Annotated in this window: 12 protein-coding genes, 2 tRNA genes, 2 pseudogenes and 1 riboswitch; of the genes and pseudogenes, 11 read left to right on the top strand and 5 right to left on the bottom strand. The window is 72.3% G+C overall.

Annotated elements, in window-relative coordinates; genetic code table 11:
• The 4 genes and pseudogenes from C1I97_RS10295 to C1I97_RS10280 form a co-directional block, all read left to right on the top strand.
• A pseudogene (locus tag C1I97_RS10295) lies at positions 1-378 on the top strand (hypothetical protein); the annotation flags it as partial.
• Positions 379-586: 208 nt separating this feature from the next.
• Positions 587-2,692: a DEAD/DEAH box helicase gene (locus tag C1I97_RS10290; protein WP_111002914.1), complete on the top strand. Its 2,106-nt coding sequence runs from the start codon at positions 587-589 to the stop codon at positions 2,690-2,692.
• A 177-nt stretch (positions 2,693-2,869) separates the two neighbouring features.
• The gene (locus C1I97_RS10285) at positions 2,870-5,008 is read left to right on the top strand and encodes an FG-GAP repeat domain-containing protein (protein WP_258382506.1); all 2,139 of its coding nucleotides are present in this window, start codon (positions 2,870-2,872) and stop codon (positions 5,006-5,008) included.
• A 112-nt stretch (positions 5,009-5,120) separates the two neighbouring features.
• Positions 5,121-5,193 (top strand) — tRNA-Lys (locus C1I97_RS10280).
• Between the two features lie 301 nt (positions 5,194-5,494).
• Here the strand turns inward: C1I97_RS10280 and C1I97_RS10275 are convergent.
• Positions 5,495-6,787, bottom strand: a complete 1,293-nt coding sequence (locus tag C1I97_RS10275; protein WP_111002913.1) for a PP2C family protein-serine/threonine phosphatase — start codon at positions 6,785-6,787, stop codon at positions 5,495-5,497.
• Between the two features lie 567 nt (positions 6,788-7,354).
• Here C1I97_RS10275 and C1I97_RS10270 point away from each other — a divergent pair.
• From C1I97_RS10270 to C1I97_RS10245, 6 genes and pseudogenes are all read left to right on the top strand, one after another.
• Positions 7,355-8,715, top strand: a pseudogene (locus C1I97_RS10270) (PP2C family protein-serine/threonine phosphatase).
• A gap of 188 nt (positions 8,716-8,903) precedes the next feature.
• A complete protein-coding gene (locus C1I97_RS10265; protein WP_111002912.1) occupies positions 8,904-9,923 on the top strand; it encodes an MASE1 domain-containing protein in 1,020 nt (339 codons plus the stop codon).
• Positions 9,924-10,232: 309 nt separating this feature from the next.
• Positions 10,233-11,363 carry a dihydrofolate reductase family protein gene (locus C1I97_RS10260; protein WP_111002911.1) on the top strand — a complete coding sequence of 377 codons (1,131 nt, stop codon included), beginning with the start codon at positions 10,233-10,235 and terminating at the stop codon, positions 11,361-11,363.
• Positions 11,364-11,417: 54 nt separating this feature from the next.
• Positions 11,418-11,491 (top strand) — tRNA-Met (locus C1I97_RS10255).
• A gap of 257 nt (positions 11,492-11,748) precedes the next feature.
• Positions 11,749-11,904: riboswitch (cyclic di-AMP (ydaO/yuaA leader) on the top strand.
• A 9-nt stretch (positions 11,905-11,913) separates the two neighbouring features.
• Positions 11,914-12,957 (top strand): M23 family metallopeptidase, encoded by a 1,044-nt coding sequence (locus C1I97_RS10250; protein WP_111002910.1) that lies wholly within the window; start codon positions 11,914-11,916, stop codon positions 12,955-12,957.
• A 99-nt stretch (positions 12,958-13,056) separates the two neighbouring features.
• Entirely contained in the window at positions 13,057-14,001 is a 945-nt protein-coding gene (locus C1I97_RS10245) for an aldo/keto reductase (protein ID WP_111002915.1), read from the top strand.
• Between the two features lie 28 nt (positions 14,002-14,029).
• On the opposite strand, the gene C1I97_RS10240 is transcribed toward C1I97_RS10245, so the two are convergent.
• From C1I97_RS10240 to C1I97_RS10225, 4 genes are all read right to left on the bottom strand, one after another.
• Entirely contained in the window at positions 14,030-15,409 is a 1,380-nt protein-coding gene (locus C1I97_RS10240) for a PrsW family intramembrane metalloprotease (RefSeq protein ID WP_111002909.1), read from the bottom strand.
• Positions 15,410-15,428: 19 nt separating this feature from the next.
• Entirely contained in the window at positions 15,429-16,271 is an 843-nt protein-coding gene (gene trmB, locus C1I97_RS10235; protein ID WP_111002908.1) for a tRNA (guanosine(46)-N7)-methyltransferase TrmB, read from the bottom strand.
• A gap of 146 nt (positions 16,272-16,417) precedes the next feature.
• Positions 16,418-17,632 (bottom strand): L-2-hydroxyglutarate oxidase, encoded by a 1,215-nt coding sequence (gene lhgO / locus C1I97_RS10230; protein ID WP_441349098.1) that lies wholly within the window; start codon positions 17,630-17,632, stop codon positions 16,418-16,420.
• Positions 17,633-17,712: 80 nt separating this feature from the next.
• Positions 17,713-19,137, bottom strand: a complete 1,425-nt coding sequence (locus C1I97_RS10225) for an MFS transporter (protein ID WP_111002906.1) — start codon at positions 19,135-19,137, stop codon at positions 17,713-17,715.
• 683 nt (positions 19,138-19,820) lie between these two features.
• Here C1I97_RS10225 and C1I97_RS10220 point away from each other — a divergent pair.
• A complete protein-coding gene (locus tag C1I97_RS10220) occupies positions 19,821-21,899 on the top strand; it encodes an asparagine synthase-related protein (RefSeq protein WP_111002905.1) in 2,079 nt (692 codons plus the stop codon).
• The last annotated feature ends 314 nt before the right edge of the window (positions 21,900-22,213 follow it).

Below are 22,213 nucleotides of genomic sequence, written 5' to 3'. Positions count from 1 at the left end.
GGGGTGGTGTCCGGTGGTGGCGCGGGCCGTGCCGGGGGCGGCGAGCACGGGCACGCGGGGAAGGGCAAGGACGGCGAGTCGCCGTCCGCGTCGGCCTCGCCGTCCTCCGCGGGCAGCGCGTCCGCGACGGCGCCGGGCGAGCGCGGGGTGCCGCCCAAGCCGGGCGAGCCGACGCCGACGGACGCGGTGCCGGTGCCTCCGCAGACGTCCGCCGCGCCGGAGCCGCCGCCTTCCTCTTCGCCCCCTCCGCCGGCCTCGCCGGAGCCGCCGCCACCGGCGGCCGAGCCGTCGTCGTCGGCGCACGAGGGCGCGGGGTCGCAGCTGGAGCAGCGGGAAGCCGCGCCGAAGTCGGGCCGGCTGCGGCGCTCCAGGACCTGACCGGCGTCTACGGACCCGGTTTGCTTTTGAGGGCGGTGGGTGCGTAAGGTGGCGGATCGTTTGATCCCATTTGCCCGGCGCCCACGCAGAGTGCGCCGTGTGGCGCGTACTCTCCTTTGCCGTGGCGGACCGCATCGAGGCGGTCGTAGTGCGAATCACGGAGTTGACGGGCGCGTGCCGACGAGACTCCGGAAGGTTTCGCATTCGCATGTCCATTACCGCTGACCACGTCGTCGTGCCCGAAAGCGCTGACGACACCCCTGAGAACCATGAGGTGTCCGAGATCACGTTCGCGGATCTCGGCCTCCCCGAGGACGTCGTGCGCAAGCTCGCGCAGAACGGCGTGACCACCCCCTTCCCGATCCAGACCGCGACCATCCCGGACGCCCTGGCGGGCAAGGACATCCTGGGTCGGGGCCGCACCGGCTCGGGCAAGACCCTGTCCTTCGGGCTGCCGACGCTGACCGCGCTGGCCGGCGGCCGCACCGAGCGGAAGCGCCCGCGGGCGGTCATCCTGACCCCCACCCGCGAGCTCGCGATGCAGGTGGCGGACGCCCTGCAGCCCTACGGCGACGTCCTCGGCCTGAGGATGAAGGTCGTCTGCGGCGGCACCTCGATGGGCAACCAGATCTACGCCCTGGAGAAGGGCGTCGACATCCTGGTCGCCACCCCGGGCCGGCTGCGCGACGTCATCAACCGCGGCGCCTGCTCCCTCGAGGACGTCCGGATCGCCGTGCTCGACGAGGCCGACCAGATGTCCGACCTGGGCTTCCTGCCCGAGGTCACCGAACTCCTCGACCAGGTCCCGGCGGACGGCCAGCGGATGCTGTTCTCCGCGACGATGGAGAACGAGATCAAGACCCTCGTCGACCGCTACCTGACCGACCCCGTCTCCCACGAGGTGGACGCGGCGCAGGGCGCGGTGACGACCATGTCCCACCACATCCTGATCGTGAAGCCCAAGGACAAGGCGCCGGTCACCGCGGCCATCGCCTCCCGTAAGGGCCGCACCATCATCTTCGTGCGCACCCAGCTGGGCGCCGACCGCGTGGCCGAGCAGCTGCGCGAGGCCGGCGCGAAGGCCGAGGCGCTGCACGGTGGCATGACCCAGGGCGCTCGCACCCGCACCCTGGCCGACTTCAAGGACGGGTACGTCAACGTCCTGGTCGCCACCGACGTCGCCGCCCGCGGCATCCACGTCGACGGCATCGACCTGGTGCTGAACGTCGACCCGGCCGGTGACCACAAGGACTACCTGCACCGGGCCGGCCGCACGGCCCGCGCGGGCCGGACCGGCACAGTGGTCTCCCTGTCGCTCCCGCACCAGCGGCGCCAGATCTTCCGCCTCATGGAGGACGCGGGCGTGGATGCCTCGCGCCACATCATCCAGGGTGGCGCGGCCTTCGACCCGGAGGTCGCGGAGATCACCGGTGCCCGGTCGATGACCGAGGTGCAGGCCGAGTCCGCGGGCAACGCCGCCCAGCAGGCCGAGCGCGAGGTCGCCCACCTCACCAAGCAGCTGGAGCGTGCCCAGCGGCGCGCGGCCGAGCTGCGCGAGGAGGCCGACCGGCTGGTCGCCAGGGTCGCCCGCGAGCAGGGTGTGGACCCGGAGGCGGCGGTGGCCGAGGCACAGGCGGTGGCCGAGGTGTCGGTGCCGGAGCAGCCGGGTGCACAGGACGTGGACCGCGCCGAGCGGGGCGAGCGCGAGGAGCGTACGGCGGCGCCGTCGTCGTACGACCGTCGTGAGCGCCGTGACGAGCGGGGTGGGCGCACGTTCGACCGGGACCGTTCCTTCGACCGTGACCGCGGTGGCCGTTCCTACGAGCGGCGCGACGACCGCGGCGGCTTCGACCGGGACCGTGACCGGGGCGGCTTCCGCAGGGACGACCGCGGCGACCGTGGCGGCCGTACGTTCGACCGCGACCGCGGCTACGAGCGCCGTGACGAGCGGGGTGGGCGCACGTTCGACCGGGACCGTTCCTTCGACCGTGACCGCGGTGGCCGTTCCTACGAGCGGCGCGACGACCGCGGCGGCTTCGACCGGGACCGCGACCGTGCTCCCCGTTCCTTCGACCGCCGTGACGACCGTGGCGGCTTCCGCCGTGACGACCGTGGCGGCTTCCGCCGCGACGAGCGTGGCGGGCACCGCGGCAGCGACCGCCCGTTCAACCGCGACCGCCAGGGCGACCGCCCCGGCTTCCGCTCCGGCGGCCACGAGCGTCCCTACGGCCGCCGTGACGACCACCGCGGCGGCGGCGGCGGTGGTTCCTTCGGCCGCCGCGAGGACAAGCCGCGCTGGAAGCGCAACGGCTGACACCCGGTGAGGTGACCTGCGAAGGGCCCGTACGACCACTGTCGTACGGGCCCTTCGCTTTTTAACTACCGTTGATCACCAAGTGGTTGCTACCATCCCGGATCTTGGCACGGGGGAGGGGTGCGGCCGAGAGGGGCCGCCGTGACCGTGCCGTTCCCACATCCCTGGGGAGGGCTCTTGACTCGGCGTGCACGCACACGCTCCGCCGCGGCCCGGCACGGCCGGACGACCGCCGTTCTCGCGACGCTGACCGCCCTGGGCGTCGGTTCGCTGACCACCGCTGGCCCGGCGGCCGCGGACACCGCACCGACGCCCGTCCGGACCGGCGGTGTGTGGGGCATCGACTACGCGGGCGGCTTTCTGACCACGGTGGAACGCGCCCCGAACGGCGACCAGTACGTGGTCGGCCGCAGGATCTCGCCCGACGGCTCCACGGTCCTGGAGCGGACCTATCGCGGGTTCACCGGCTACGACGCGGTCGGTGGGCATGCTCAGCGCGTGCCGTGCGACGCCGGGGACTGCGTACCGCTGCGCTCCACCGGTGACGGGCACGTCGGTTACTTCCATGTCGACGCGCGGGGCAAGGAGCACGCCCAGATCTGGCTGTCCAACAACAGCTACCACGGGGCAGGAGAACCGGCGGTGACCGGCGGCCGGTTCGTGGACGCCACCGGCCGTTACTTCGTCTACGACGCGGCCTCCACCGGCAAGCAGTACGTCGGCGCCGTGAACCGCAACCGGTCCGAGGACGTGCGCCTGACCCGGTCCATCACCGCCGCCTCCGTCTGGGGCCCGCTGCTGTGGACCCCCGGTTCGGGCAACGGAACGGTCACCGCCTACGACCTCAAGGCGAGGAAGACGGTTCAGACCGTCGCCACCGGCGCTCCCTGCACGGTCGCGGAACTGCAGGCCGTCGGCCGCTGGATCTACTGGAACTGCGGCCTGTCCGGCGCCGCGGGCGTCTACGACCGTACGGCGAAGAAGTCCGTCACGGTCCCCTCCGGGCCCGCGCTCGTCGGCGACGGCTACCTGGTCCAGCACGACCGGGGTGCGGACAAGCTGATGCTGACGGACTTCCACACCGGTACGGCCGCCTCCGCCCGCCCGGTCGCCGACCTCCCGGCCGGGAACACGGCCGACCAGCGGCGGCTCACGTGGACGGTGGACAAGTTCGGCGGAGACATCGCGTATGTGGACGCGGCCGATGCCGTGCACGTCGTGCGGAGCGGGGTCCCGACGCAGCCGCTGACGGCGATCGAGTCGGATCTCGACGACGCTTTCGTGGACGCCAGGAACAACTCCTGGGAGAGCACCTGGCAGTTCAGCAAGCCGGCCGCCTGGAAGTTCACCGTGAAGGACGCCGTCCGCGGACGCGTCGTGCACACCGAGACCGGCACGGGTCCATCCGCCGAGGCCGGCTGGAACGGGAGGACGGACGCGGGGGCGTACGCGTACAACGGACGTCACACCTGGACCCTGACCGCCAAGGGGGCGGACGGCGTCGGCACGTACACGACCAGCGGCTCGTTCGCGCTCAGCGGCGGCCTCCAGGGCCACCACGACCAGGGCGGCTACAGCTTCGGCGAACTGGTCACCCTCAACTCCTCCGGCGCCCTCACACTGCACTTCACCAACGGCAAGGGCAAGCTCGACTTCAAGAAGTCGGCCTCCGGCTGGCCCAAGGGAACCCTCGCCATCTCCTTCGGCGACATGAGCGGCGACCGGTGCGCCGAGATGCTGGTGCGGATGCCGAACGGTGAGCTGCGCAAGTACAAGGGCCGCTGCGGCACGTCGTACAAGCCCGGCAACAGCCGCACCTCCCTCGGCAAGGGCTGGAACGCCTACGACGTCCTCACCGCACCGGGCGACCTGACCGGCGACGGCCGCACCGACCTGCTGGCGCGCAAGGCCAAGACCGGGGACATCTACCTCTTCGCGACGAAGAGCAACGGGACGCTCGCGGCCGGCAAGAAGATCAGGTCGGCGTGGAAGGGCTACAAGAAGATCATCGGCGCCGGTGACCTGAACGGCGACGGCATCGGCGACGTGCTGGCCCTCGACAAGAAGGGCACGCTGTACCGCTACAACGGCAACGGCAAGGGCCTGTTGAAGAACCGGGTCAAGGTCTTCACGAAGTGGGGCGCCTCGTACAACGCGATCGTCGGCGTCGGCGACATCACCGGCGACGGCAGGAACGACCTGGTCGCACGGGACACCAAGGGCAACCTGTACCGCAACAACGGCAACGGCAAGGGCTCCTTCGGCGGCCGTACGAAGATCGCGACCGGCTGGAAGGGATACAAGGGGATCTTCTGACCGGAACCCGTCCCGGCCACGGGCGATCACGTGACATTTCCGGTCGGCCTCCCCGGATACCCGATCGGAGACGGGGCCCGATCCCGCTATGCTCGGGTAGGCAACATCGCCTGGGCCCTTAGCTCAATTGGCAGAGCAGTGGACTTTTAATCCATTGGTTGTGGGTTCGAGTCCCACAGGGCCTACGGTCCGCAGGCAGGCCTCGTGCCCTCTGACCTGCTAGGAAGCGCTCCGACCAGTTCTGACCGGTCGGAGCGCTCCGTCGTCCTCGGTCGCTTGCGTGAGCGACGCGTGAGCGGACGGGCCGGTGACGCACGGTCTGGAGAGCGCCTGACTTGCCCAAGCCATCAGGTCGAACTGCTGGAGCCAATCCGAATCGGCGCCGCCGACCGTGGCGACCAGGCCGTACGAACTGCAACGAGTGCTTCTCGACGTCGCAGATGAACAGGACATCCCACACCGCCGCATCTTCGACGTTCGAGTTGGTCACGGGCGCCCCGCCCGGCGGTGAGGCAGCCGCCAAGACGGTCGCGACACCGTCCCCGTCCCTGCAGGCGGCTTGAGCGCGTCAGCGCGGAAGGACGTCGAGGGCAGCAATCCTCTGCGGACTGCCGTCACCGTCTCGCTGAGCATGCGGTGCTCGTGCATCCGTCGGTCCGCCTCGATGGGGGACTGGCTGCGGGTGCGTTGAAGGGCGATCATGGCGGCGTCGTCGGTCAGGCGGCCGCCGACGTGGGCGAGCAGGTCGGTGCGCAGACGGCGGATCAGTGCCGAGGGGCTCTCTGCCGCGCAGGCGGCGGCGCGCTCGGCCAGCGGGTAGAAGGTGCCCCGCGCGTCGCGGGCCTCGATCACACCGTCGGTGTGCAGAAGCAGCATGTGACTCGGCTCCAGGGTGAAGGTGTCGACGTGGTAGTCGGGGCGGCTCAGTTCGCCCAGGCCCAGCGGCGGCGCGGGCCGGGTGACAGTCAGCGCGGTGACTTGTCCGTCGCGCAGCAGCAGGGGTGGCGGGTGCCCGCACGTGACCATCTGCGCCGGGGACGCCTTGTCGGGGATGTCGAGGACGGCGGCGGTGATGAAGCACTCCCCGGCCGTCTCCTCTTCGGTGGGCTCGGCCAGGTTCCAGCACACGCTGTGCTCCAGATAGGCCACGAGGCCGGGCAGCGTGGCCTCGCGGTGCGCGGCCTCACGGAAGGCGCCCAGCAGCAGGGCGGCGTCGCTGATCGCGGTCAGGCCCTTGCCCCGCACATCGCCGATGATCAGTCGGGTGCCCGTGGAGGTGCGTACGGCGGCGTAGAGGTCGCCGCCGATCAGAGCATGCTCCTGCGCGGCCAGGTACATCGACGCGACCCGGAGCGGGCCGATCCGCCGCGGCAGCGGCCGTAGCACCACCCGTTGTGCCGCCTCGGACACTGTTCGCACCTGCGTCAGCTCCCGGGAGTGCCGCACCTGCAGATACCGGAACACGGTCACGATCACCGAGACCACCAGCAGGGAGACGATCTGCGAATCGAAGTACAGCGTCCCGATGTTCTGGTGTGCCACGCCGATGCTCATCAGGGCCGCCACCGCGACACCGCCCATCACCCCGGTCAGGGCGGGGCCGGCGAACGACGCCGTGATCGCGGGCGCCACGACCAGAAGCGGACCCAGGGGCACACCGCGCGGGGTCAGCAGGTCGGCCAGCACGATGGCCACGATCAGCCCGAGCGGCACCGCCAGCAGGGCATCGGATGCCTGCCGAGAGCGCTGCCGGCGCGGAACCCGCTGTCGCAGACCCATACGCTCGGTCTACACCCGCCGAAGCAGCCCCGCAGGCCCGGGGGCGGCGGCGGGGCTGCCCAACTGTCCGGCTGCCACGGCGACGAAGAAGAACGCCCGGCCCACTCACGCGGGCACCGAAAAGAGGTGGGCCGGGCCGGGGCTGAGTTCACCCCCTTGCCTCGGACGACGCGATCTTCGGCGGGAGGTTGCGCGGACGGTTGTGCACCAGATCGTCTGCGCCCTCAGCCGGGCGATCGCCCCATCTGGGCTGGTGTTTCCGGCGGGTTGAACGGGAGCCGCCTGCTTCGGCAGTGGTAAGGGGAGCAACGGGGCAGGTGCGGGCGTAATATGCCACTTTGAGAGCAATGGGCGATTCGGGGTGTCCGGCCGTGTCACGCTGTGTGGTCTTTGTTGACTGCGGTCGTGTCAGGAGGTCGGCGTGTACCGCTCGGGTGAGTGGCTGTATGAGCGGATCCGCCGTTACCGCCGGGCGGATTTCATGGTCTCGGCACGGGCCCCGGCCCGGCGCTGCCGGGTGTGCCGGAACACGGTGGCGAACGAGTACCGGTCCGCCGGGGGATCGTGATGGCGGGCGGCGGCGAGGAGGAGGGACCGGAGTGGCCGCGCGGTCGTGATCTGCTGGGGCGGCTGGACGCCGAGCTGGGCCGGATCGACGAGCAGTTGCGCGCCCTGGCCGCGGCCAAGGACCGGATTCAGGGCTTGCTGGACGCGGTGGTGGCCATCACCCGGGAGATGGAGCTGCCCGCGGTGCTGCACCGCATCGTGACCACCGCCATGGACCTGGTCGGTGCTCGTTACGGGGCGCTGGGGGTACTCGGCGAGTCCGGTGATCACCTGGCGCAGTTCATCGTCGCCGGCATGACCGAGGAGGAACGCGCGGCCCTGGCCGGGGTGGAATTCCCTCGTGGTCTGGGCGTGCTCGGGTACCTGATCCATCACCCCGAACCGCTGCGGGTCGACGACATCCCCTCCCATCCGGCTTCGGTCGGGTTTCCGCCCGGCCACCCGCCCATGCGCGCCCTGCTCGGTGTAGCCATCAGCGTCCGAGGTGAGATCTACGGCGACCTCTACCTGTCCGAGCGAGCTGACGGTCAGCCCTTCGACGTCCACGACGAGCACATCCTCGTCGCCCTGGCCAGCGCCGCCGGCATCGCGATCGACAACGTCCGCCTGTTCGAGCAGGTGCGTGCCGGATCCGAGCAGTTCCAGCGGCTTTTGCTGCCGACCCTGCCCGACCTGCGGCCCTTCGAGGCCGCCGCCGTCTACCGGCCCGCCGCCGAGCCCAGCCCACTGGGCGGGGACTGGTACGACGCCATCCTGCTGCCCGACGGCGCGGTGGCGGTCGTCATCGGCGACGTGGTCGGCCATGACCTGCATGCCGCGGCCGCCATGGCCTCCACCCGCAACATGCTGCGCGCTTTGCTGTTCGACCTGCGCACTCCGCCCAGTACGGTCCTGGCCCACCTCGACCGCACCCTGCAGGCCATCACCGACCATCCCATCGCCACCACCAGCCTGGCCCGCATCGAACCCGCCGCAGGGGCCTGGAGACTGCACTGGAGCAGCGCGGGCCACGTCCCGCCCCTGCTGATCACCCCCGACCGGCGAGCGCGATACCTGTTCGCCGAACCCGGACTGCCCCTGAACGTCGACAGCGAACAGGACCGTCCCGACCACATCCACCCGCTGCCCCCGGACGCCACCGTGGTCTTCTTCACCGACGGTCTCGTCGAACACCCGGAACACCCCTCGACGAGGGCCTGGACCAACTCGCCGAACTCGCCACCGCGCACGCGGCGCTTCCTCTGCCGGACCTCGTTCAGGCGCTCGCCGATCACCACCCCGGCGACGGGCACGACGACATGGCCATCCTCGCCCTGCGCACTCCGCGCCGAACTGCCGGGAATGTCTCGGATCAGGTGTGATTCTCGCGGGAAAGGTCACGCGGTGAGGGCGATGACGGATTTCGGCACGCGGGTGGGTCGACACGGGGACAGGGCGAAATCCGGAACAGTACTTTGTGACTGGTTGTGCGGATGAGCGGCGGCGTGGTGAATCCGGCGTGATCGGCGGTCGACGGAGTGCGGGACGAGGCCGGCGGAAAGACCTTCCGATGGCGACCGCCTGGCGCGACCGGCTCCGGTACGGCGGCAGGGTGGCGACGGAGATCTGTGTCGTCGGTGTGATGTATTACGCCTCGGGCAAGCTGGGGCTGGTGCATGAACTCGTGGCCGGCCAGGTCACACCACTGTGGCCCGCGAGCGGCATCGCCCTGGCCGGCCTGTTCTTCCTCGGCCCGCGGGTCTGGCCCGGGATCGCGCTTGGCGCGTTCCTGATCAGCATCTCACTCACGGCATCGACGCCTGCCGTGCTCGTGGTCACGGTGGGTGACACACTCGCACCCCTGTGCTCCTATGCGCTTCTTCACCGTGCCGGGTTCCGCACCCGGATGAACCGCCTGCGGGACGCGCTCGCACTGGTCTTCCTCGGAGCGTTCACCGGAATGCTCATCAGCGCGACAGTGGGCACCGGCACCCTGCACCTCGCTCACGCGCTGCCCGCCGTGGGGTTCTGGCCGACGTGGTGGGTCTGGTGGACCGGCGACGCGATGGGCGTCCTCGTGGTCGCGCCCGTACTGTTCGCCCTTCGCTCGGCACATCGGCCCAAGAACGCGCCCGCATCCCGATGGGTCGAGGGATCGCTCCTTGTGGCAGCCACCATCGGCATCGGTCTCGTCCAGACCTCTCAGGCACCGCTGCTCTTCCTCGCCTTCCCGTTGCTGACCTGGGCAGCCTTCCGCTTCCAGCGGGCCGGGGCCGCGCCCTGCGCACTGGCCGTAACCACGTTCGCGATCCTCGCCGCCACCCGCAGGTCGGGCCCTTTCGCCGGTCACAGTCTGCTCACCAACATGGTCGTTCTGCAGGCGTACAACGGCACCGCCGCGCTGACCGCTCTCCTGCTCGCCGCAGCCATCACCGAGCGGAACCAGACCCAGGAGAAGATCGAGCAAGCCTGCAGGCGGCTCGCCGAGATGGCGGCCAGGATCGCACCGGACATCGGCGGCCTACCGGTCCTCCCCGACGACGGCCAGGGCGACCAGGGGGAGAACGGCGGACCGACCCGACCGTCGTGATCCATCGACCGCACCGGCGAAGGACAGGCGACCACGGTGACCCACCGTGCCTTCCGGCCCGGGCCACATCCCCATCCAGCAGCCAGGAGAGACGGCACACGGGCAAGAAGGACGAGCCCGTCGAACCGCGCCTGTCAGGGGCACGGCCCAAGCGACCCGAGAGCACCGGTCTGCCGCGCGTCCAAGTCCAGAAGCCGGGGCCGCCGTGGGGTTCGGAGGGGAACGGCAGGATGGAGCCGTACACGCGCGGCTTGCCTCAAGCTTGAAGCAAGCCGGTTGTTCCGTCCGCCGCCGAGAGAGAGCGCGTCGATGCCCCATCCGTACGTCCTGCTGTCCGCCGCCGTCTCCCTCGACGGGTACCTGGACGACACCGGCCCCGAGCGGCTGCTGCTGTCCGGCCCCGCCGACTTCGACCGGGTCGACGAGGTGCGGGCGTCCGTCGACGCGGTGCTCATCGGGGCCGGGACGGTCCGTGCCGACAACCCGCGGCTGCTGGTGTACTCGCCCAAGCGGCGTGCGGCCCGGGTGGCCGCCGGGCGGGCGGAGTATCCGCTGAAGGTCGCGGTCAGCGCGTCCGGGGAGCTGGACCCGGAGGCGCGCTTCTGGCACACGGGCGGCGAGAAGGTCCTCTACACGACCGACGAGGGGGCGCGGCGGGCGCGGAAGGCGGGTCTCGCCGCCGATGTGGTGCCGCTGGGCGCCGTACTCGACTGGGGGCTGCTGCTCGAGGACCTGCACGACGTGCGCGGGGTGCGCCGGCTCATGGTGGAGGGCGGCGGGACCGTTCACACGCAGTTGCTGCAGCTGCAGCTCGCCGACGAGCTGCAACTCGTGCTCGCCCCGCTGTTCGTGGGGGACCCCGGGGCGCCGCGGCTGTTCGGACCCGGGGGCTACCAGGGCGGGCGGCTGCGGCTGGTGGAGACGCGGGCCGTCGAGGACGTCGTCCTCATGCGCTACGAGCCGACCGCACCCGGCGCGGCGGACCGCGTCGTACCCGCGGACCGGCACTGGCTGCGGCTCGCGTGCGAGCTGGCCGCGCAGTGCCCGCCGTCGCGGACCGCGTTCAGCGTGGGCGCGGTGGTGGTCGCCGCCGACGGCACCGAACTCGCCCGCGGGTACTCGCGGGAGGCCGGCGACCCGGTCGTGCACGCGGAGGAGGCGGCGCTGGCCAAGCTCGACCCGGCGGATCCGCGGCTGTCCGGTGCCACGGTGTACAGCAGCCTGGAGCCGTGCGCCCGCCGCGCCTCCCGGCCGCACCCGTGCGCCCGGCTGATTCTGGACGCGGGGATACGGCGGGTGGTCACCGCCTGGCGGGAACCGGACACGTTCGTCGAGGGCGCCGACGGGACGGGGGTGCTGGCGGCCGGGGGCGCCGAGGTCGTCGTGGTGCCGGAGTACGAGGGGCCGGCCAGGGAGCCGAACCGGCATCTGCCGGGCTGAACGGAATGCGTGTGCAAGCTGCCCCGAACATGGCGTACACTGGAGTCACAACGACGCGGGGTGGAGCAGCTCGGTAGCTCGCTGGGCTCATAACCCAGAGGTCGCAGGTTCAAATCCTGTCCCCGCTACTGAAGGCTCAGGGCCGGAATCCGTTCAACGGATTCCGGCCCTGAGTGTTTTTCGGGTGCGTGGCAGTGGCGTGTGGGTTTCCTGACACGTGGTCGCCTCACCTAACCAACTCGCCCCAATTTTTCCCCTCGTGGGCCGTAAGCTCCGGCCAGGAAGGTTTAACGATCAAGTCGAACGGCTTGGAATCCGGGTCCCGGGTCTATTAACGTTCGATAACGCAGAGCACGGTCGTCCCAGCCGTCACAAGAGGCGGCTCCGTGCGCATGCGCCGAATCCCGCAAGGGAACCGGGGAACCACCAATTTGGGGTGAATCGGGCACAATCGCCGTGAAAGTACGGTTGGTTGACGCGCGTAGGAGACCTTCCCCTCCGAACCCGTCAGCTAACCCGGTAGGCGACGGAAGGAAAGGAGTGCGCCTTCGTGGCGTCCAACCGCCTGGCCCCAGAAGCCCCGTTCGCACCGGACCGGCACGACACCGAGACCTTCGGCTACGGCGGTCGACGCGCCGACGAGGGCCCCTGGGAGGAGTGGAACCCCACCGCGGAGTCCACCCGCCCCGCGCGCGGCCGGCACCGCGTCGCCAAGCAGCGCGGCGGCGGGCTCGCCCGCAGCTCCACGGTGCTCGGCGTCGGCGTCATCGCCGCCGTCGGCGCGGGCGGCATGGCCAGCGCCAACAGCAGCAAGCCCCCGGTGTCCATCTCGCTGCCCGACCTGCCTTCCGTGGGCTCCCTGTTCGACGACGCCTCCGAGGACTCCGACGCTCCCGAGGGCTCGGCGACCGCGCTCAGCAGCGTCGGCGTGGCCACGACCGGCACGGAGCAGGGCACCTCCGACGCCGGTGAGGTGCTGCGCAACCGCATCATGGCGCAGGCCGAGCAGCAGCAGGCCCAGCTCGAGGCCAAGGCCCTCGCGGACGCCGAGGCCGCTGCCGTCAAGAAGGCCGAGGAAGCCGCCGCGAAGGCGCAGCAGGAGGCCGAGGCCAAGGCCGCCGCCGAGAAGAAGAAGGCGGAGGAGGAGGCCGCGAGGAAGGCCGAGGAGGCCCGGCTGGCCGAGCTGGCCAGGCAGTACACGCTGCCGACCTCCTCATACACGGTCACCTCGTCCTTCGGCCAGGCCGGCGCCATGTGGTCCTCCGGCTACCACACCGGCCTGGACTTCGCCGCGCCCACCGGCACCCTGATCAAGGCGGTCCACAGCGGCACCATCACCGAGGCGGGCTGGGCCGGCTCCTACGGCTACCGCACGATCCTCACCCTCGACGACGGCACCGAGCTGTGGTTCTGCCACCAGTCGTCGATCAGCGTCAACGTCGGGCAGAAGGTCAGCACGGGCGACGTCATCGGCCGCGTGGGCGCCACCGGCAACGTCACCGGACCGCACCTGCACTTCGAGGTCCACCCGGACGGCCAGGCGGGCGGGGTCGACCCGATGGCGTGGCTGCGCGGCAAGGGCCTCAACCCCTGACGGGCCCCCGAACCCCCTGACACCTGTTTGCGCAACCTTTGCGGCCGGATGCGGCCCGGCCCGGAATGGGCCGCTCCGGCGCGGTTGTTGATGTTGTACATGACTTCTCTGCGCACACTGGGCTCGTCCGATCTCAAGGTCTTCCCGCTCGCCCTCGGCGGCAACGTCTTCGGCTGGACCGCCGACCAGGAGCAGTCCTTCGCCGTCCTGGACGCCTACGCGGCCGCCGGAGGCAACTTCGTCGACACCGCCGACTCCTACTCGGCGTGGATCGAGGGGAACCAGGGCGGCGAGTCCGAGACGATCATCGGTAACTGGGTCAAGGCGCGGCGCAACCGCTCCGACATCGTCATCGCCACCAAGGTCAGCCAGCACCCCGACTTCCAGGGGCTGGGCGCCGCCACCATCAAGGCCGCGGCCGACGCCTCCCTCAAGCGCCTGGGCACGGACTACATCGACCTGTACTACACGCACTTCGACAAGCCGGAGGTGCCCGTCGAGGAGATCATCGGCGCGCTCGACGAGCTGGTGAGGGCGGGCAAGGTACGGCACATCGCCGCCTCGAACATCTCCGCCGAGCGGCTGACGGCCTCCCTGGACTTCTCCGAGCGCGAGGGCCTGGCCCGCTACGTGGCCCTCCAGCCGCACTACAACCTGGTCTCGCGCGACACCTACGAGGGCGAGCTGCAGGGCGTGGCCGAGCGGGCCGGTCTGGCCGCCGTCCCGTACTTCGCGCTCGCCTCCGGCTTCCTGACCGGCAAGTACCGGCCCGGTACGACGGTGGACAGCGCGCGGGCCCAGGGTGCCGCCAAGCACCTGGACACCGAGCGCGGCCGGAAGGTCCTCGCCGCCCTCGACGAGGTCGCCCGGGCCCACGACGCCGAGGTCGCCACGGTGGCCCTGGCCTGGCTCGCGGCCCGGCCGACGGTGGTCGCCCCGATCGCCTCGGCGCGGACGGTGCGGCAGCTCCCGGCGCTGCTGGGAGTGGCGGAGCTGCGGCTGACGGAGGAGGAGACCGGCAAGCTGACGCAGGCGTCGGCGTAAACCGGGCGCCGCCCCGGCCCCCGGGCCCCTACGGCTGTGTCCGGTACGGGTTGTACGGGTTGTGTGGGGTGTGCGGGCCGTACGAGGGGTACGGTGCCGCCGGCCCGTACGACCTGTACCCCGGGGGCTGCACGGGCACCCCGTGCACCCCGTACACCGGCCAGGGCGCCGCGACCACCGGCACCGTCATCCTGGCCGCGTGGTTCAGCGCGGGCTGCGCCACCTCCCGCCTGCGCCACAGCGCGTGCAGCAGCTGCTGTTCCCGTACGCCGAAGTCGGCACCGGCCCGCCCCCGGCGGCCCCGGTGCCGCAGGAACGCCAGCGAGGTGGCGTACGCCCCGTACTCGGCGACCGTCCGCGCCGCGGCCTTGCCGAAGTGGCGCCGGGCGTGGTCCCGGGCCAGCCGGCGGGCCCGTAGGGAGCCGAGGGCGAGCGGTTCGGCCGGGGTGAGCCAGCCGGCGGCGGCGTACGCGGGCAGCTCCTCGCGCACGGTCCTCAGCTCCCGCTGCCGGGTCCAGATGACCAGCCAGGTCAGCAACCCGAACGCGGGCACCATGAAGGCGCCGTAGACCGCGAGGAAGCCGTACGGGCCGAAAGTCGCCGAGCCGTTCCACAACGCGTGCATGCCCATGGCGAGAATCAGCCCGGCCAGGGGCAGCAGTGCGCGCCGCACCCGCTGGCGGTCTCCGGACAGCGCGGCGACGCCGAAGCCGATGCCGGTGAGCACGGTGAACAGCGGGTGCGCGAACGGCGACATGATGACGCGCACGAAGAAGGTCGCCGCGGTGACGGAGGTGATGCCCCCGTCGCCGTTGAGCTGGTCGGTGCCGAAGGCGTTGCCGAGGTAGAGGATGTTCTCGGTGAACGCGAAGCCGGTCGCGGTCACCCCGGCGACGACCACCCCGTCGACGATGCCGGTGAAGTCGCGTCTGCGGAAGAGGAAGAGCAGCAGGACGGCGGCGGCCTTCGCGGACTCCTCCACGACCGGCGCTATCACGGTCGCGCCGAGGGTGTCCGCTCCGGACGGGTCGGCGGTCGCCGTGGCTATCCAGTGGGTGGCGAAGCTGTTGGCGACGATCGCGATGAGCGCCGCCGCGCACGCGCCCCAGGCGAAGGCGAACAGCATGTTCCGCCAGGGGCTGGGCTCGACCCGGTCCAGCCAGCGGAAGGCGGCCAACAGCAGGGGCACGGGCAGCACCGCGAGCCCGAGCCCGACGAGGAACCCCTCGGTGCCGGTCTCCCGGCGCACCAGGGCCAGGATGACCAGCCCGGAGAGCACGAGCAGGGTGATCAGGGCGCCGTACTTGACCCAGCGCCGCTGCCACCAGTACGCGTGCCGCGAGGCGACGCCGGGGGGATGAGGGTGATGAGCAGGAGGATGCGTCGGGTACGGGGGAAAGGCGGCCACGGCATCGACCCTAACGAGGTCACTGCGGTTGCGGGTCTTCGCGCTGTACGCGACGGAAGAGCAGATCGTTCACCACATGGCCCTGGTCCAGTCCCTGCTCCTCGAAACGGGTCAGCGGCCGGAAGCCGGGGCGTGGCGCGAAACCGCCGCCGGGCCGCGTGTTCTCGAAGTCCGGGTGCGCGGTCAGCACGTCGAGCATCTGCTCGGCGTACGGCTCCCAGTCCGTCGCGCAGTGCACGAGCGCCCCGGGCCGGAGCCGGGCGGCGGCCAGCGTCAGGAACTCCGGCTGGATCAGCCGCCGCTTGTGGTGCCGCTTCTTGGGCCAGGGGTCGGGGAAGTAGACGCGCAGCCCGTCCAGGGAGCCGGGGGCGAGCATCTCGCGCAGCAGGATGATGGCGTCGCCGTTGGCGACCCGGACGTTGGTGAGACCGTCATGGTCGGCGAGGTTCAGGAGATTGCCCTGGCCCGGGGTGTGCACGTCGACGGCGAGGATGTTGGTGTCCGGGTCCGCGGCCGCCATCTCGGCGGTGGCCTCGCCCATTCCGAAGCCGATCTCCAGCACGACGGGGTTCGTGTTCCCGAACAGCTCGGCCAGGTCGATCACCCGCTGCCCGTCGATGTCCAGCCCCCACTTGGGCCACAGCCGCTGCAGCGCGTCGGCCTGCCCCGCTGTCACCCGGCTCCGGCGCGGCTGGAAACTCCGGATGCGCCGCTCGAAGTGCGACCCGGCCGGATCGGCCTGGGGCCCGTCGGGAAAACGCGGCTCGCCCTTGGCCCGGGTGTGCCGGACCGACACACCGGGGATGTGCCGGGGCCGCTCACCGGAGGCGGGAGCCTGGGGGGTGTTCAGGAAGTCAGTCACAGTGGGAACGATTTTACGGGGAGAGCTCTACGGGGAGAGGCGGACGGACCAGCGCGTTCAGCGCACGTACGGATCGCCGCTTCGGCAGCACGGTCCCGCCCGGCAGCGATCGTCACCCCGCCGCCGCCGGCGCACCCAAGTGATCGTCACCCCACCACCGCCAGCACACCCAGCGCACGCCGCGCCACCTCCCGCCCGATCGGCAGCGAAGCGGTGGCCGCGGGCGAGGGAGCGTTCAGCACGTGCACGGCCCGGGGCCCCTCCCGGATCAGGAAGTCGTCCACCAGCGTCCCGTCTCGCAACACCGCCTGCGCCCGCACCCCCGCGGCCGCCGGTACCAGGTCCTCCTCCCGCACCCCGGGCATCAGCCTGCGCACCGCCTGGGTGAACGCCCCCTTCGACACCGACCGCCGCAGCTCCCCGGCTCCGTACCGCCAGTGCCGCCGCGCGATCCGCCACGACCCGGACCAGCCGAGCGTCCCCGCCAGCTCCCGGGGCCGTACGACCCCCCAGCCATACCCTTCGCGTGCGAGCGCCGGCACCGCGTTGGGCCCGATGTGCACACCGCCGTCGATCCCGCGCGTGAGATGCACGCCGAGGAACGGGAACGCCGGGTCCGGCACCGGATACACCAGCCCCCGCACCAGCTCCGGCCGCGCCAGCTCGTAGTACTCCCCGCGGAACGGCACGATCCGCACGCCCGGCTCGTCCCCGGTCAGCCGCGCCACCTCGTCGCAGTACAGTCCCGCGCAGTTGACCAGCACGCGCGCGCGTACGACATCGCCGCGCCCGGTCCGTACGGCCACCCCCAGCTCCGGCCGCCGGTCCACCCGCACGACCCGCGCCCCGTACCGGATCTCCGCTCCCGACGCGTCCGCCAGCTGCCGTGCCACCGCCGTGAAGTCGCAGATCCCCGTCGTCCCGACGTGGATCGCGGCCAGTCCGCGCACCTCGGGCTCGTACTCCTCGATCTGCGCGGGGCCCAGCTCGCGCACCGGGATGCCGTTCTCCCGGCCGCGCTGCACCAGCGCGTGCAGCCGGGGCAGCTCCTCCCGTCCGGTCGCCACGATCAGCTTGCCGGTGACGGCGTGCGCGATGCCGTACTCCGCGCAGAACTTGACCATCTCGGCGGCGCCCCGCACCGCGTACCGCGCCTTCAGCGAGCCCGGCCGGTAGTAGATCCCGCTGTGGATCACCCCGCTGTTGCGTCCCGTCTGGTGCCGGGCCGGGCCCTGCTCCTTCTCCAGCACGGTCACGCGCGTGCCCGGCGCGGCGCGCGTGATCGCGTACGCCGTCGACAGGCCGACGATCCCACCACCGATCACCAGCACGTCACAGTCGTAAGCGATCTCCGCCCGCACCTGCTCCACCTCCCGCACCCATAGTGCACTGTGCCACCGACAACGCCTGTGGACCGGGAGTGGCGCGGTACCGGCCCGGCTCAGGCCGGTGCCACCAGCAGGGGCCGCGCCCGTTCGCGCAGCTCGGCCACGCGGGGTTCGTCGCCGTAGGGCTCCAGCCGGTGCAGGAGGTCCTTGACGTATTCCGTGGTGCGCGCCGACGAGATGCGTCCGGCGACCTCCACCGCCCGCACGCCCTGCTCGCAGGCGGCGTCCAGGTTGCCCGACTCCAGTTCGGCGACCGCCGAGACGACCAGCCTCAGGCCGTGCGAGCGGACGAACTCCTCCGTCGGCTTCGACAGCGCCTGCTCGGTGAAGCGGCGGACCTGGCGGGGGGCCTTCAGGTCGCGGTAGCACTCGGCGGCGTCGGCGGCGAACCGGTCGTAGCCGTAGAAGCCGAGCCAGGACGGGTCGCTGTCGCCGTCGCGGGAGCGCTCCAGCCAGCTCTCGGCCGCCTTCAGGGCGGCGCCGGCCGCCTGGGCGTCGCCCGCGCGCGCGTGTGCGCGTGCCTCGACGAGCCGGAAGAAGCTCATGGTGCGGGCGGTGGCCAGGCCCCGGTTGCGCTCCAGGGCGGCCTGGGCGAGGTCGACCCCTTCGTCGCCGAAGCCGCGGTAGGTCGCCTGCAGGGACATCGACGCCAGGACGTAGCCCCCGAGAGGCACGTCGGCCGCCGCGCGCGCGAGGCGCAGCGCCTGGATGTAGTACCTCTGCGCGGCCTCCTGCTGGCCGGTGTCGAAGGCCATCCACCCGGCGAGACGGGTGAGTTCGGCGCTGGCGCCGAACAGGGCCCGGCCGACCTCGTCGGAGTAGGAGCCGAGCAGCAGCGGCGCCGCCTCGACCCGCAGGCACTCCGGCACCATCGACGAACGCCAGTCGCCGCCCCCGTACTTGGAGTCCCAGCGCCTGGCGTCCTCGGCGGCCTCCCGCAGCTTCTGCACATCGCTGTGGCCGACTTTGAGCGGTGCACCGGAGCCCTCCGCGGGGCCGGCCTCGCGCGCCACCGAACTGTCGGCCGGGGTTATCAACCACCGTGAGGCGGGCGTTGCGTATGCGCTCACTGCGAACGATCCGGCGAGCGACTGCCAGATGCCGCCGGAGCCGGCCCGGCGGCCGGCCAGGTCGAGCCGGTACAGCTCCGTCGCCGACTTCACCGCCTGGCCGACGTCCCTGGGGAAGGCGAGGCCCACCTCGGGTGCGGGATCCGCGTCCGCCAGGCCGATCTCGTGGAGCGGCACCGGGCGGCCGAGCTTCTGGCCGATGGCGGCCGCGATGAGGTGCGGCGCCGCACCCTGCGGCACCATCCCCTTCGAAACCCAGCGCGCCACCGAGGTCTTGTCGTAGCGAAGAGTCAACCCGCGTTGGGCACCGAGGTCGTTGACGCGCCGCGCGAGTCCTGCGTTGCTGATGCCCGCGAGGGCGAGAACGGCGCCGAGCTTTTCGTTCGGCCCGCGTTGCTCCCTGGACATGCGCCACCCCTCGACACAGACGGCTGCCGCGCTGGCATAACCACGCGGCATTCGTAAACCCAGCGTAGTTCGCCGCATCCCAAGCGTTAAGGGGCATTCTTCCGGATGGCGGGATTGTGGCCCGCACGGAAGTACGGGACCTGCACGCAGGGTTGCGGCGCGCTCCCGGCATGTGGCCGTGCGCCTGTCCGTGCGCTCTTCTCCGGCCACCGGGGGAGCGGTTCCATGGTCCTGCGTGGGTCGGCCCGCTGTACTGGATCCAGTGGGCTGGGGGACACCGCCGCCTCCATCCCCGCGGGCGGCGGAACGGTCCGGGGGGCGAACTCCGCCTCCCGGACCGTCTGTTGTACGCGTGATGCGCACAGCGTGTACGGAGCGTGCGGCACGCCTGATCCCGCGACGCCGAATTGGCCGAAAAACACCCCTGCCTTCCGTCGGCGATTGCGGCTCTCACCACGGCACTTGGCGGCGCGAAGGGTATTGATAGGAGCGCATCAGGGGGCGCATTCGCGTCGCAGCGGCCTTGTGCGGTAAGGGCGTTCACTGCTGTCGGGGCGGGCGCGCGGGGGCGCGCGCAGCACGCCGAAGGCGGCTCCGCCTCCCCTCCGGCGCGCCTCCTTCATGGCAGCATGGGGGACCGGTTCGTGCGGTGCACGGGTTTCCCACAGGCTGTGGAGGCGTCGATGCGGTGGTTGGTGGGATGGAGCAGCGCCGCCGCGGGGACCGCCGGGACCGGCTCCGCGGGCGCCACCGGATACGACGGACAGACCGTGCACCCGGTGGGCTCCCAGCCGCTGTGGGGCGACCCCGACCCGCTGTGGGCGGTCGGCGACTGGCGCCCGGACGAGGTCCGGGTGGTGCGGGCCGACGACCGGACCGCCATCGCGGTGCTCGGCACCTGCGGAGCCTCCGACGAACAGCTGCGGGTCGGCCTGCTCGCCGCGCGCGGCGGCGCGCTGCGGCACCTGACCGCCTGGCCCGGCAGCTACACCGCCGTCGTGCGGGTGGGCCGCCGCGTCACCGTCTGCGGCGATCTCGCCGGTGCCCGCCCGGTGTTCCACGCCCCCTGGGCCGGCGGCACGGCGTACGCGACGGCCGCGCTGCCGCTGGCCGATCTCATCGAGGCCAACCTCGACTTCGGGCACCTGGCCGCCCTGCTGGCCGCCCCCGACGTACCGGCCGCGCTGCACGACTCCACGCCGTACGACGGCGTACGGCGCATTCCGCCGGGGCACGCACTGATCCTGCGCGCGGGGGCGCGTGAGATCGCCGGGTACGAGCCGGTCGCCTCACTCGCGGTGGCGGCGCCCCCCGCCGACCCGGACAGCGCGGTCGCCGCGGTGCGCGACGCCCTGGTGGAGGCCGTCCGCACCCGCCTGTCCGCGCCCCGGCACGTGCCCGACCTCGACCCCGGCCCGGTGCCCGGCATGGGACCCGCCGAGCGCCGCGCGGCCCGCGGGATGCCGGTGCCCGGCATCGGCGCCGACCTGTCCGGGGGGCCGGCCTCGGGCACGCTGGCCCTGCTGGCCGCCGGGCTCCCCGGCATGCCGGGCACCCTGCTGGGCCACGGCACCGGAGCCGGCGAGCGCCTGCTGGCCGTCACCTTCAACGACCTCACGGCCACCGGACGCGAGGCCGAACTCGAACGCGCCGGAACGCTCGCGGCGGGCCCGCGCCTGCACCACGTGGTGGTGACCGGCGGCGAGGACGTCCTGCCCTACGCCGACCTCGACGGCCCCCTGACCGACGAACCGGGCCCGTCCCTGGTCACGGCGGCCCGGCACCGCGCGCGGCTCGCCTCCGGCAGCGCCGACCACTTCACCGGCTACGGCGCCCGGCAGGTCCTGGACGCCCACCCCGCACGCCTGGCCGACCTGCTGATGGACCGCAAGCGCCGCCACCTGGTCCGGCCCGTCGCCGCACTCGCCAAGGCCGACGGATCGGTCATGGTCCCCGCGCGCGTGTACGGCGCGGCACGGCGACTGGCACGGACCCCTTACCGCGCGGGACTCGACCTGCTCGCCGAGCGGCTGCTGCACCGCCGCTTCGACGAGCCCCAGGGCGCCGTGGGAGCGTCGCTGGCCGCCCTCACCTGGGCCAGACCCGGGCCCGCGGCCCGGTGGCTGACCGGGGAGGCACTGGCTGAAGTATCGGTTCGCCTGCAGAGGGCGTCGGGCCGTTCCGCGGTGGGGCCCGGACAGCGGCCGGGCGACCATCGCGCGCGTGCCGCCCTCGCCCGGCAGGCGGCGGACCTGCGCGTCCTGGAGCAGGCCGCCGAGATCCGCTCCCAGCGGCTGCACATGCCGTTCCTCGACAACCAGGTCGTCCGCGCCTGCCGCGCCCTGCCGGAGGCCCTGCGGGTGCAGCCCGGAGCGCGGGCGGCGATCCTGCGCACGGCTCTCCAGGGCGCCGGAGTGGGCGACCTGCCGCCCGGCTGGGGCGCCCCCTCGCACGCCTCGGCGGCGGCCGCCGCCCGCACGGGCCTGCGCGTGGCCGTCAACGACCTGGTGGACCTCTTCGCCGCACCCCTGCTCGCCGAGGCCGGCCTGGTGGAGGCCCGCGTGGTGCGCAAGGCCCTGCGCGCGGCGGCCCAGGGCGAACCCCTCCCGCTGGACGGACTCGCGGACCTCGTGTCCCTGGAACTGTGGCTGCGCCGCCTGCTCTCCCGCCGCGGCACCTGCTGGACCGGCACGCCCGCGCGTGCCCGCGCGGTACCGGCGGGAATCGCCCCGCGACGGAGCGCACTGGCCTCCGGCGGCTGAGCGGACACGGCCCGGTGGCCGACGAGGACCGCGGGGAGGGGAGCGGCAGGTCCGGCGCCGCCGTTCACCCGGAGCCCCACGGACGCACCCCGCCGGCGCACACGGAGAAGGACACCCCGCCCACCCGACCGTCAGGTCGTCGACCCGATTCGGCGCCGCAGGCGGAGCACGCGTGGTGGAGACCGACGGCCACGGAGCAGTCGCCGTGTCCGGTCACCTAGCGCCCCCGCCCGTTCAGCTCGGCTCCGACCGCGACTGCCACATCGCCCGCCGACCGGTCCCCGGCGGCAGGGCCCTCACCCGCCCGCGGGGAC

The organism is Streptomyces sp. NTH33 (genome assembly GCF_003236365.1).
In the GTDB taxonomy this organism is placed as follows: Bacteria; Actinomycetota; Actinomycetes; order Streptomycetales; family Streptomycetaceae; genus Streptomyces.
The sequence above is the reverse complement of the archived record's forward strand: the minus strand, read 5'-3'. Positions and strand labels throughout refer to the sequence as shown.

Excerpts from the sequence above, each read along its gene's own strand:
- C1I97_RS10225 (WP_111002906.1), bottom strand. The coding sequence starts at position 19,137 with ATGTCCAGGGAGCAACGCGGGCCGAACGAAAAGCTCGGCGCCGTTCTC.
- C1I97_RS10265 (WP_111002912.1), top strand. The coding sequence starts at position 8,904 with ATGGCGACCGCCTGGCGCGACCGGCTCCGGTACGGCGGCAGGGTGGCG.
- C1I97_RS10245 (WP_111002915.1), top strand. The coding sequence starts at position 13,057 with ATGACTTCTCTGCGCACACTGGGCTCGTCCGATCTCAAGGTCTTCCCG.
- C1I97_RS10290 (WP_111002914.1), top strand. The coding sequence starts at position 587 with ATGTCCATTACCGCTGACCACGTCGTCGTGCCCGAAAGCGCTGACGAC.
- C1I97_RS10260 (WP_111002911.1), top strand. The coding sequence starts at position 10,233 with ATGCCCCATCCGTACGTCCTGCTGTCCGCCGCCGTCTCCCTCGACGGG.
- C1I97_RS10275 (WP_111002913.1), bottom strand. The coding sequence starts at position 6,787 with ATGGGTCTGCGACAGCGGGTTCCGCGCCGGCAGCGCTCTCGGCAGGCA.
- C1I97_RS10220 (WP_111002905.1), top strand. The coding sequence starts at position 19,821 with ATGCGGTGGTTGGTGGGATGGAGCAGCGCCGCCGCGGGGACCGCCGGG.